This window comes from Paractinoplanes rishiriensis (genome assembly GCF_016862375.1).
GTDB classification, from domain to species: domain Bacteria; phylum Actinomycetota; class Actinomycetes; order Mycobacteriales; family Micromonosporaceae; genus Actinoplanes; species Actinoplanes rishiriensis.
In genome coordinates, this window is record NZ_BOMV01000076.1 from 129674 (window position 1) to 141702 (window position 12029).

A 12029-nucleotide genomic window follows, 5' to 3' on the forward strand; every position below is an offset into this window, starting at 1 on the left:
GGTTCGCGCCGCCACGCGAGCCGGCGTCCACCCGATCTAGCCCAGCAGGGCGCGGGTGACGTCGTCCCGATTCAGCGCCGTGACGCACCAGGCGAAATGACCGTCCTTGCCGTCCGCGCTGTACGCGTTCGCCGTGATCAGGGAGTAGGCCGCGCGGTAGACCAGCAGCGTGCGGGGGGCGTAGCCGAACCGTTCCGACATCCGGGCCAGCAGGCGCCGCTCCGTCGCCAGCGCCTCCGGCCCGTACATGTCAAAGATCGCGGCCGTGACCGCCGCGTCGAAGGCCGGATCCCCCTCGGTGGTCAGGAAACCCCAGTCCAGCACGGCGCTCGGCCGCCCCGCGGCGCCGACCAGGACATTCGCCGGGAACAGGTCGCCGTGCACCACCGATCGGCGGCCGGTGTCCACCTCGGGCAGGCGCTCCAGCAGCGCCGCGGCCTTGGCCTCCAGGTTGCCGACCGCGTCGTTCAGCACGGGCCGGAACTGCTCCAACCGGTCGGCCGCCACCCGCGCCAGCGCCACCGGGAAGGCCTCCCCGGGATGGTGCAGCGGCGTTTCCCCGCCGAGCACCGCGAGTTCCCGGGCCGGTGCGAGCTCACCCACGGCGGCGAGTTCGGCCAGGATGCCGACGACCACGTCGAGCGGCGCGTCGGCCGGCAGTGTCGAGCCGGGCAGCCGCCGCTCGACCGTGACCACCTGGCCGCCGACCACCGAGATCTCGGCGATGTGCGGCACCGCGAAACTCAACGCCTTCGCGGCCAGCGCCTCGTAGAAGGCCGCCGTCCGGCGCAGCGCCGGCACCGAGCCGGCGAACCACACCTTCCGCACCCAGGACTCGTCGATCTCGTAGACGGCGCCCTCCATGCCCTGGCCGAGCAGTTTTGGCTCAGCGGACATACGGCCAGCCCTCGGCGTCGTAGCCGAGCAGGTTGATGCCCATCACGGCCGCGTTGTTGTCGGCGTAGTAGTGGTAGACCAGCACGTCGCCGTCGTCGTCGGCCAGCACCGCGGGATGGCCGGGGCCGTGGATGCTGCCGTGGCCGGCCAGGATCTCGGTGCCGCCGCCCGCCGCCATGTCCGTGCCCTTCCGGTCGACGAACGGGCCGGTGGGGCTGGTGGAGCGCCCGACCATGACCCGGTACGTGCTCGACGCTCCCTCGCAGCATTTGTCGAAGGCCACATACAGGTAGTAATACGTGCCGTGCTGGAACAGGAATGGCGCCTCGATCGCGCCGCCGCCGCGACCGGCGATGTTGCGCATCGTGGTATCGAGCCGCTTACCCGTTTTCGGGTCGAGTTCGACCTCCTGGATGCCCGACCAGAACGAGCCGAAGGTGAGCCACCAGCGCCCGGTGCCGTCGACGAACAGGTTGGGGTCGATGGCGTTGAAGTTGTCCGAGGACTGCGATTCGAGGACCAGCCCGAGGTTCTTCCAGCTGCCCGGTTCGCCGGTGGTGCTGGTGGCCAGGAAGATCGCCGAATTGTTGGAGCCGAACGTCGACGCCGAGTAGAACAGCCAGTATTTGCCGTCGCGGTAGGTCAGGTCCGGCGCCCACAGGCTCGGGCTGCCCTTGGTGTATTTCGAGGTCCACGGCGCGCCGTCCGGAAAGGCAGCGCCTGCCTCCTCGTACGTGATCCGGTCCTTGGACTTTTTCAAAGCGACATTATTGCCGGTGTACGCGACCAGATAGGTCTTGTCCGGCCGCTTGACGATCGCCGGGTCGTGTGCCAGGAAAACGCCGTCCAGTTCGATCGGCGCGGGGTAGGTGGGCGTCGGTTCCGGGGCCGGGTCCTCGTCCTTCGCGGCGCAGCCGGCGACCAGGGCGATGACCAGCAGGGCGGCCAGGCCGGAACGTTTCGTCATGGGCGGAGATGTTAGCGGTAACATCGATCGTCACCAAACTCAGCCGGCACGAACCTCCAGGTCGGCGAAGGAAACCTCGGCCAACTCGGTGGGACTGGTGTTGGTGACACCGAGTTGGATGCGGCCCGAGAAGATCTCCGGGTCGGCGACGGCGGCCTGGAGAGTGTCGGTGCCGTCGATGGCGACCGTGGCGTGTTCGCTGGCTATCTCGATCGAGATCCAGTGCGGGCTGCCCGGCTGGAGCGCGTCCGACGAGATACGGCCGATCGAGGTCAGCAGGGCGCCGTCCAGTTCCTCGAGTTCCACCTGGTGGGTGCAGGCGGTTAGCTGGTATCCGCGGTGGCCGTGGAAGCGGAACCAGACCATCGCACAGGTGCCCTCGTGGGCCAGGTTGACCCGGACCTTGATCAGCTGGTCGTGGGCGAACACGTCGTCCGGCCCGGGGCACTGGTAGGTCGAGCGCGGCTTGGACGAGGCGCGCAACTGGCCGTACCGGAAGGTGCAGCGGCCGTTCGCGGCGGCGCTCTCACCGAACCGGCCGGGCGCCCGCAGCGGGTCGAAGAAGGCCGGCCCGCGCAGCCGCGGCTCCGGGTCGGCGGACGTGGCCGGCGCGACCTTGGCCTGCGCGTCGGCCGGTGCGGCCGGCGGCTCACCGTCGTTGGTGGTGCGGGCGTACGCGACGGTCGCCGCGGTCACCGACGCCACCATGAGCGCGCCGATCACCAGGTTGAGCCGCCGCGCGGTGATCCCGGCGAAGCGGCGGCGGCGCGGCTTGCGTTCGATCCGGACGGTCGGCGGGGCCGGCCGGGGCACCTCGGTGGCCACCGGGTCGACCAGTTCACGCAGGTCGAACCGGGCACTGCCGGCCCGGCTGGCGGCCGGCAGCGGCTGATCGGGGTCGGGGCGGCCGACCGTGAGCAGCTCCTGGAGCAGTTCGTTGGCGGTGGGCCGCTCGTTCGGGTCCTTGGACAGCGCGCGGCCCACCAGACCGGTCAGCGCCGGCGGTAGGCCGCGCAGGTCGGGCGGCTTGGTGAGGATCAGGGCGGCGGTCTGCATCGGGGTGTCGCCGTTGAACGGGATGCGCCCGGTGCCGGCGAACGCGATCACCGCGCCCCAGGCGAAGATGTCGGCCGCCGGGGTGGCCGGGCCGAGGCTGGAGTCGAGGCGTTCCGGGGCCATGTAGTCGACGGTGCCCATGAAGTGGCCGGTGCGGGTGTGTCCGCGGGTCGTCTCGAGGGCGCGGGCCAGCCCGAAGTCGATCACCTTGGGCAGGCCGAGCGAGAGCAGGACGTTGCGCGGTTTCAGGTCGCGGTGGATGACGCCGGCGCCGTGGATCGCGGTGAGCGCGGTGGCCACCCCGACCGCCACGCTGTGCAGGTCGCCGGCCGACATCGGGCCCTGCTCCTCGACCACTTCCTGCAGGCTCGGCCCGGCCACGTACTCGACGACGAGGTAGGGCGTCTCGTTGTCCGGGTCGGCGTCGAGCACCGCGGCGGTGCAGAACGTGGGCACCTCGCGGACCCGGTTCACCTCGCTGCGGAAGCGCGCGCGGAATTCGGCGTTGTCCGCGAACTCGGGCCGGATGACCTTGACCGCGACCGGCTGGCCGGCGGCGTCCCGGCCCAGGAAGACGGTTCCCATGCCGCCCTCGCCCAGCCGAGCGAGCAGTCGGTAGTCGCCGAGCCGCCGCGGGTCCCCGGGCCTCAGGGGCCAACTGGGCATGTGGAGCGCTCCACTTTTTCTCGTTAAGACCAATGCACGTGCATCGACACGTGCGACTCGCTCGAGTTAGGGAGCATACCGATCGCTGTCGGCTAGGACAGGTCACTGATGGTGACGAGTTTCCGACCGAGATCGTCTATCCAGGACCGTAGATTACGGCGTTCCAGCACTTGACAGCCACAACCCTGCACGATCGTTCAGCTACTCGTAAGTACCGGCAGGTCAACGCCCGGGGGCACGCAGAGTGAGTATGCCAATCGACAGCTGTAAACAAACTTGATCCGCATTACCGACGGGTTAGTGATCCTCGTCACAGCGGCGCGCGGTAATTCGGAGGCGCGCCGGCCGGGCAGACGTTAGCGTACGCGGATCAGGTCCGTTTCGTCCAAGGAGGAGACATGCGCGGTGGTTTCCCGCTCCGTCCGTTGGAAGCCGTCTCCGCATCGAAGGACCTGACACCTGGTGAGCTTTCTCAATCTCGGCATCGTGGCGCATGTCGACGCCGGTAAGACCAGCCTGACCGAGCGCCTGCTCTATGCCGGCGGGGTCATCGACACCGTCGGCAGCGTGGACGCCGGCAGCACCCAGACCGACTCGCTCGAGCTGGAACGCCGCCGCGGCATCACGATCAAGACCGCGGTCGCCTCGTTCCCGGTCGGCGACGTCACGGTCAATCTCATCGACACACCCGGCCACCCGGACTTCATCGCCGAGGTGGAACGGGCGCTGCGTGTGCTCGACGGCGCCGTGCTGGTGGTTTCCGCGGTGGAGGGCGTGCAGGGCCAGACCCGCGTCCTGATGCGCACGCTGCGCCGGTTGCGGGTGCCCACGCTGCTGTTCGTCAACAAGATCGACCGGGCCGGTGCGCGCGCCGCCGACCTGCTGCACGACCTCGCGACCCGGCTCACCGCGGACATCGTGGCGGTGAGCGAGCCCCGCGGGTTGGGCACGCCGGATGCCACGGCTCGCCCGCTCGGCTGCGCCGACGCAAGCTTCGCCGCCCGGCTGGTGGAGATCTCCGAGGACGACGACCTGCTTGCTTCTTTCGTACGCGATGAGCGATCCCTCCCGTACCCCCGCATGCGCGAAGCGCTCCGCAAGCGTTGCCGGACCGCCCAGATCCACCCGGTCTACTTCGGTTCGGCGGTGACCGGCGCCGGGGTGGACGACCTGATGGACGGCCTCGTCGAGCTGCTGCCGACGGCGGCCGGCGACCCGGACGGACCGGTCGGCGGCACGGTGTTCAAGGTGGAGCGCGACCGGGCCGGCGCGCGGATCGCGGTGGTGCGCATGTTCTCCGGAACCCTGCGGGTGCGCGACCGGACGCCGGCCGGCGTGGTCACCGCGATCGAGGGCGGCACGGCGCTGAGGGCCGGCCAGATCGGCAAGGTGTACGGGCTGCGTGGGGTGCGGATCGGCGACCCGATCGGCGCGGTGCCGGACGGTTCGGCCTGGCACCTGTTCGCGCCGCCGACCCTGGCGACCGTGGTGGTGCCGCGGCGCCCGGCGGACCGGCACGCGCTGGCCACCGCGCTGGCCGAACTGGCCGAGCAGGACCCGCTGATCGGGCTGCGGCAGGACGACCGGCAGGGCGAGCTGTCGGTGTCGCTCTACGGCGAGGTGCAGAAGGAGGTCATCGAGACCACGCTGGCCGAGCAGTACGGGGTCGCGGTGGCGTTCCGGGAGACCAGCACCATCCACATCGAGCGGCCGGCCGGTCCCGGCCGCGCCGAGGCGACGCTCGGCAAGGACGGCAACCCGTACCTGGCCACCATCGTGCTGGAGGTCGAGCCGGCGCCGGTCGGCTCGGGCGTCACGTTCGAGCTGACGGCGCCGATCGACGGGGTGCCGATCCACGTGTTCCGCACCGAGGAGTTCTTCCGCGACGCGCTGGCCGCCACGGTGCACCGCACGCTCGCCGAGGGCCCGCACGGCTGGCAGGTGACCGACATCCGGGTACGGGCGCCGCGCACCGGTTTCGTGTCGCCGGGCACCACCGCGGCCGACTTCCGCAAACTGCTGCCGTCGGTGCTGATGGCGGCGCTGCGCTCGGCCGGCACGGTGGTGTGCGAGCCGATCCACCGGTTCCGGCTGGACGGGCCGGCCGTGGCGCTGGGCGCGGTGCTCGGCGCGCTGGGCCGGTTCGGCGCGGTGCCGGACGTGCCCGAGGTGCGCGGCGACCGGTTCCTGGCCGGCGGCCTGATCCCGGTGGCCCGGCTGCGCGAGTTGGAACAGGCGGTGCCGGTGCTGACTCACGGCGAGGGTCTGCTGGAGAGCGAATTCGATTGTTACCGGCCAACCGAGGGTTATTCACGACCTGCCTGGAGTCGCCGCTAGCGCAAGGTTTGCCGCATGGCCTCCGCTGTCGTGAATTACCCTCGTCAAAGATCCATTTCGAGCTAATTGATATTGACTCTTATCAATGGTTGCTAAGGATCTTCACGCATGTGACGATATTTACCGATCACAGATTGTGGGAGCGCTCCCAATTCCGCCGTCGTCGAGGTCACCCCCCAGTAGGCAGGGCGACGGCTCAGGTATGGCGCCGCCACGGCGGCGGCGCACGCTATCCAGCAACCCGCCGGCGTTGGCCCCTGCCTCACCACCGCCGCGGGAGATGGCAAGGAGTACCTATGACCCACAAATCCCGTCTCCGTGGGGCGATGGCCGTCCTCGCCGCGGTCGCCCTCACCGCGTCGCTCAGCGCCGTCACCGCTCAGCCCGCCGCCGCCGACGACGTCTCTCTGGCCCGCGTGGCCAACCCGTTCGCGGGCGGCCGGGCCTACGTCAACGAGGACTGGGCCGCGCGAGCCCGGTCGAGCGGCGGCGGCGCCATCGCCGGCCAGGCCACCTTCGTGTGGATGGACCGGATCGCCGCGATCGCCGGCACCACCTCCGGCCGCGGCCTCAAGGCACACCTCGACGCTGCCGTCGCGCAGGGCGCCACCGTGTTCCAGATGGTCACCTACAACCTGCCCGGCCGGGACTGCGCCGCGCTGGCGTCCAACGGTGAGCTGTCGCTCAGTGATCTGCCCCGGTACAAGACCGAGTTCATCGACGCGATCGCGGCGATCCTGCGTCAGCCGGCGTACGCCAACATGCGGATCGTGAACGTCGTCGAGATCGACTCGCTACCCAACCTGATCACCAACGTCGGCTCCCGGCCGACCGCCCAGGGCACCACCTGCGACCAGGCGCTGTCCAGCGGCGTCTACCGCGACGGGGTGGCGTACGCGCTGGGCACGCTCGGCGCGATCCCGAACGTGTACAACTACGTCGACATCGGCCACCACGGCTGGCTCGGCTGGACCGACAACTTCCAGCCGTTCGCCACCCTGATGGGCCAGGTCGTCCGCACCGCACCGGCCACACCGGAGTCCCTGCACGGGTTCGCCTCCAACGTGGCCAACTACGGCGCCCTCAACGAGCCGTATTTCACGGTCAGCGACACGGTCGGCGGCCAGAAGATCCGCGAGGTGGCCGGCGGCTGGATCGACTGGAACAACTACATCGACGAGGTGTCCTTCGTACGGGCCTACAAGCCGGTTCTGGAATCGGCGATCGGCCACACGGTCAGCATGGTCATCGACACCTCCCGCAACGGCTGGGGCGGTTCCGGCCGGCCCACCGCGCGCAGCACCTCCACCGACCCGATCACCTACATGAACCAGTCCCGCATCGACAAGCGGATCCACCTCGGCAACTGGTGCAACCAGTCCGGTGCCGGCATCGGTGAGCGCCCGCGCTCCGCGCCGACCACCGGGGTGGACGCGTACGTGTGGGTGAAGCCCCCGGGCGAGTCGGACGGCTCGAGCACGGCCATCCCGAACGACGAGGGCAAGGGCTTCGACCGGATGTGCGACCCGACGTACACCGGCAACCCGCGTAACGCCAACAACATGTCCGGTGCGCTGTCCGGTTCGCCGGTCTCCGGGCACTGGTTCGAGGCCCAGTTCCGGCAGCTGATCCAGAACGCCTACCCGGCGCTGTAGATAAAGCGTCCGGTGCCGGGCCCGTTGGTGGCAGGCCCGGCACCGGGCTCCTACTGTCTTCCCGAACTCTTTTCGCCGAACCATCGCGGCAGATGGTCGAGCAGTTCGTGCTGGTCGTCGCCCACCCACGCGACGTAGCCGTCCGGCCGCAGCAGCACGGCCGGCACGTCCAGGTCCTCGCTGACGTCGGCGACGTGGTCGACCCGATCGGCCCATCCGCGCACCGACAGCCGTCCGGTCTGGTCGAGCAGCAACCCGCGACCGCCGTGCATCAACTCGTACAGGCGCCCGCGTTTGAGCCGGACGTCCGGGAGGCGCCGGCCCAGCAACTCGTGGCCGTCGCCCACGTCGTACCGGATCGAAGTGGCAATGATTTTCTCGGTCAGGAACCGGTTGACCTCGGCAAAATCCATCAATTCCGAAACCAGGCGCCGTACGGCTTGAGCGCCCGCGTCGGTCGACATGAGCACCCCCTGCGCGCGGGTGTTGTCCAGCACCGCGGCGGCCACCGGGTGCCGCTCGGTGTGGTACGTGTCCAGCAGCCCCGCCGGCGCCCACCCGTTGACCTGCGCGGCCAGCTTCCAGCCCAGGTTGAACGCGTCCTGCAGGCCGAGGTTGAGCCCCTGGCCACCCATCGGCGGGTGGATGTGCGCGGCGTCGCCGGCCAGGAACACCCGCCCGGTCCGATAGCGCTCGGCCTGCCGGGTGGCGTCCCCGAACCGGGAGAGCCAGCGCGGCGAGTGCACCCCGAAATCGGTGCCCGCGTACGCCGTGAGCTGGGTCCGGAACTCGTCGATCGTCGGCGTCGTAGACCGGTCCTCGACGACTCCCGCGGCCGGCACCACCACCCGGTAGACGCCGTTCCCGACCGGCCCCAGCCCGAAGTGCAGCAGCGTCTTGCGCACCTCGGCCACGACGGCCGCCACGGTCTCGAGCGGCGCGGTCGCCGCCATCTCGCCGAGCAGCGTGTCCTTCCGGCTGGGCTCGCCCGGGAAGGCGACCCCGAGCAGCTTGCGCACGGTGCTGCGGCCGCCGTCGCAGCCGACCAGGTAGCGCGCCCGCAACCGCTCACCGCCGGCCAACTCGACGGTCACGCCGTCGTCGTCCTGGCTGAGCCCGGTCACCTCGGCACCGCGCCGGATCTCGGCGCCGGCCGCGGTGGCGTGCTCCTCCAGCAGCCGGTCGGTGCTGGTCTGCGGGATGCCCAGGACGTAGCCGTGCGCGGTGTCCAGCCCCTCCGGCGCCGGTTTCGGAATGCCGGCGAAGAAGCCGGCTAGCGGATACTTCTGCCCGGCCGCGAGAAACCGCTCCAGCAGCCCGCGCTGACCGAGCACCTCGATGCTGCGCACATGCAGCCCGAGCGCCCGCACAAAAGCCGTCGGCACGGTCTCCTTCTCCAGCACCACCACGCGGACACCGTGCAGCCGCAACTCGGCCGCCAGCATCAGCCCGGTGGGCCCACCCCCGGCAACAATGACATCGATCATGAAACCCCATCCCCCATTTCCGCAGGTCCCGGCTTCGACCGAGCGATTCTGCAGGACGGTGTGGGTCTTGCCGCAAGGCCCGGGGTGCGATATACGTTGAGAGTGGCAGGGAATGCGTTGACTTTCCTGCCTTTATCTTTTCCGGCGTCTCTTTTCCGGCGTCTCTTTCCGGCGTCTCTTTCCGGCGCCGCCATCGACGTCCGGCTCGGGGTTGAGGGGTGGGCCGGGCCCGAGGGGACATCTTCGAGCCTGGCCAGCGCCACGGCGGCCCGGTCGGCATCCGGCTGAGCACCGCCGGTGCCGGCCCGATCCGCGTCGACCGGGCGACCGTCCACTTCGACCTCGATGCCGACGTGGCTCCGGCCGGCACGCTGGTCTTCGGCCGGGTCCACATCGGATCGGTGGGCTTCCGCACCGACCGGCGGGAAAACTGGTACGGCGCGGGCGACGATTACCTCGCCTGCCGGCCGGGCCGGGCGCGCACCGCCATGGTCCGAGCCGGCGACCACGAGCAGGTCGTCCTCGACGTCGAGGCGATCACCAGCGTGGCCGGCGCCGACCAGGTCCGGTTCACCGGATACCAGCCGGTCTCCGCCGGCCTCGGCGAAGGATGGAACACCACCTGTACCTATGTCCGCGATACGGTGCTCACCGCCCCGAACATCGCCGCCCAGCCGTTGCTCATCGGCAACGCGGCCCGGCTGCTGGCGGCCATGGCCCTGACCGTCTTCCCCAACGACGCGCTCGTCGATCCGCCCGCCGAGCACCGCCACGACGCGCATCCGGCCGGCCTGCGCCGGGCCGTCGCGTTCATCGACGAGAACGCGCACCGGGACGTCGGCCCCGCCGAGATCGCCGCCGCCGCATACGTCACGGTCCGCGCGCTGCAACTCGCGTTCCGCCGCCATCTGGGCACGACCCCGACCGGATATCTGCGCCGGGTGCGGCTCGAGCACGTCCGCCGCCAGTTGCTCAGTGCCGACCCGGCAACCGCGACCATCGCCGAGATCGCGGCCCGGTGGGGATTCGCCAACCACAGCCGGTTCACCGCGGTCTACCGCACCGCGTACGGCGAACGGCCGTCCCAGTCGCTGCGCCATCAGTAGGCACGGCCGGCGTCCGGTACCTGCCAGTCGAGCACCGGCGCGAGCGCGTTGAGCAGGCTCGACGAGGGGGTCAGGCGCAGTGCGAGGTTGCGCAGTGCGGGGAGGGCGCGCATCTGCGCCAGGGCGCCGATGCGGCGCGACCGCCGGCTGATCATCTGGGTGCGGGGCCTCCGCATATGGTCGTACGCGACCAGGGCCGCCGGCACGTCGGGGTGGGCGTCCAGGACGGTCACCAGGGTGATCGCGTCCTCGAGTGCCTGGTTGGCGCCCTGGCCCAGATTGGGCGTCATGGCGTGGGCGGCGTCGCCGAGCAGCGCGACCCGGCCGGACACGAACGAGGGCAGTGCCGGCATCTCGTAGATGTCGTGCCGCAGCACCGACCCGGGCGAGGCGGCATCCAGCAGCCGCGGGATCGGGTCGTGCCAGCCACCGAAGCGCCGGCGCAGTTCGGCCAGTTCACCGTCCGTGCTGCGGCCACCCGCGGCGAGACCGGCCACCCCGAAGAGGTACGCGCGTCCGCCCGGCAGCGGGCTGATCCCGAACCGTTCGCCGCGGCCCCAGGTCTCCCCGCCGGCTGCCAGGGGGCCGCTGTCGACCACCAGGCGCCAGGCGGTGTATCCGGCGTAGCGAGGCTCGGGGGAGCGCGGCCAGACCGCCCGGCGCACCGTGCTGCGGATGCCGTCGGCCCCGATCAGCAGGTCGGCCTCGGTCACTCCGCCGGTGTGCTCGACCCGCACCCGCGGCCCGCTGAGGTCGACGCCGGTGACCTCGGTCCCCGGCCGCAGCCCCGGCGCGGCCCGGTGCAGGATCTCCAGGAACTCGGCCCGGTGGATCATCACGACCGGCCCGTAGCGCTGTTCCATCGCGGCGGTGTCGGTGTGCGACAGCCAGCGGCCGTCCAGGTCGCGGATGCCGCCCTGGATGTCGTGCAGCGCGTGCACCCGCACCTGGTCGCCGAGGCCGAGCGCGTCCAGGGCCCGCATCCCGTTCGGCCACAGCGACAGGCCGGCACCCACCTCACCGAACGCCGGCGCCTTCTCCAGCACCTCGACCCGCCACCCCCGGGCCCCGAGCCCGGCGGCCACCGCGAGCCCACCGATGCCGCCACCCGCCACGACCGCCACCCGCTCCATCGCCAACCCCTCTACATCTGTAGTGACGAGCTCACTCTACACTTGTAGAGACTCGATTGGAGGAGGGAAAGTGACCGACACCACTGCGACCCGGCGCCAGCTGATCGCGGACGCGGCCATCACGACGCTGGCCCGCGCCGGGATGCGCGGGCTGACGCACCGGGCGGTCGACCAGACGGCGGGCTTACCGGAGGGTTCCTGTTCGTACTATTTCCGGACCCGTCAGGCGTTGTTGCAGGCGACGCTGGAGCGCCTGATCGAGGTCGACTCGGCCGACCTGCCACCGGGCACAGCACTCGTCGAAGGCGGAGTGGCGGAGGTGGCGCGGGCGGCTGCGGGCGTGGTCCGGTACTGGACCTCGGCGGCGGCGGGGGAGCGGATGGTTGCCCGGTATGAGCTCATGTTGGAGGCCAGCCGTCGGCCCGAGCTGCACGAGGTGCTGGGCCGGGCGCGGGAGCACTACCACCGGATGGCCGAGGTGACCCTGACGGCGGCGGGGACCAGTGACCCGGCAGGGCAGGCTCAACTGTTCATCGCCTGTCTCGACGGGCTGGTCTTCCGGCACCTGACCGGGGCGGATCCGATCGGCGACGGGGTGGCGGAGTTGATGCTCGACCTGCTGACCGGAATGCGGCGGCGCCGGGAGTGATCACTTTCGGGGAACTGGATCGGGGCCGCCGGCGACTATCCGGGCAGTCGGGGAACTAAACCACGGAGCGGAACGA

At 70.7% G+C, this 12029-nt stretch carries 9 protein-coding genes; 4 read left to right on the top strand and 5 right to left on the bottom strand.

All coding sequences use genetic code 11. The annotated features are described in order from the left end of the window. Positions 1-36: 36 nt before the first annotated feature. The 3 genes from Ari01nite_RS35745 to Ari01nite_RS35755 are packed head-to-tail and all read right to left on the bottom strand — an operon-like array spanning position 37 to position 3586. Positions 37-897 (bottom strand): aminoglycoside phosphotransferase family protein, encoded by an 861-nt coding sequence (locus Ari01nite_RS35745; RefSeq protein ID WP_203786688.1) that lies wholly within the window; start codon positions 895-897, stop codon positions 37-39. Next, on the bottom strand, positions 887-1864 hold the full coding sequence (locus Ari01nite_RS35750; RefSeq protein WP_203786689.1) for an arabinan endo-1,5-alpha-L-arabinosidase: 978 nt from the start codon (positions 1862-1864) through the stop codon (positions 887-889). Before Ari01nite_RS35750 ends, Ari01nite_RS35745 begins: the two co-directional genes overlap by 11 nt. A gap of 39 nt (positions 1865-1903) precedes the next feature. Continuing rightward, the gene (locus Ari01nite_RS35755; protein ID WP_203786690.1) at positions 1904-3586 is read right to left on the bottom strand and encodes a serine/threonine-protein kinase; all 1683 of its coding nucleotides are present in this window, start codon (positions 3584-3586) and stop codon (positions 1904-1906) included. 462 nt (positions 3587-4048) lie between these two features. Between Ari01nite_RS35755 and Ari01nite_RS35760 the strand changes: the two genes are divergently transcribed. Beyond that, the gene (locus Ari01nite_RS35760) at positions 4049-5923 is read left to right on the top strand and encodes an elongation factor G (RefSeq protein WP_203786691.1); all 1875 of its coding nucleotides are present in this window, start codon (positions 4049-4051) and stop codon (positions 5921-5923) included. Positions 5924-6219: 296 nt separating this feature from the next. Next, the gene (locus tag Ari01nite_RS35765) at positions 6220-7578 is read left to right on the top strand and encodes a glycoside hydrolase family 6 protein (protein ID WP_203786692.1); all 1359 of its coding nucleotides are present in this window, start codon (positions 6220-6222) and stop codon (positions 7576-7578) included. Between the two features lie 50 nt (positions 7579-7628). Here the strand turns inward: Ari01nite_RS35765 and rox are convergent, their stop codons facing one another. Next, the gene (gene rox, locus Ari01nite_RS35770; RefSeq protein WP_203786693.1) at positions 7629-9065 is read right to left on the bottom strand and encodes a rifampin monooxygenase; all 1437 of its coding nucleotides are present in this window, start codon (positions 9063-9065) and stop codon (positions 7629-7631) included. Between the two features lie 218 nt (positions 9066-9283). Between rox and Ari01nite_RS35775 the strand changes: the two genes are divergently transcribed. Further along, a complete protein-coding gene (locus tag Ari01nite_RS35775; RefSeq protein ID WP_203786694.1) occupies positions 9284-10171 on the top strand; it encodes a helix-turn-helix transcriptional regulator in 888 nt (295 codons plus the stop codon). Here Ari01nite_RS35775 and Ari01nite_RS35780 read toward each other — a convergent pair. Further along, complete coding sequence (locus Ari01nite_RS35780; RefSeq protein ID WP_203786695.1) at positions 10165-11304, bottom strand: FAD-dependent monooxygenase; 1140 nt, start codon at positions 11302-11304, stop codon at positions 10165-10167. The genes Ari01nite_RS35775 and Ari01nite_RS35780 overlap by 7 nt on opposite strands. A gap of 70 nt (positions 11305-11374) precedes the next feature. Between Ari01nite_RS35780 and Ari01nite_RS35785 the strand changes: the two genes are divergently transcribed. Further along, complete coding sequence (locus tag Ari01nite_RS35785) at positions 11375-11953, top strand: TetR/AcrR family transcriptional regulator (protein ID WP_203786696.1); 579 nt, start codon at positions 11375-11377, stop codon at positions 11951-11953. The last annotated feature ends 76 nt before the right edge of the window (positions 11954-12029 follow it).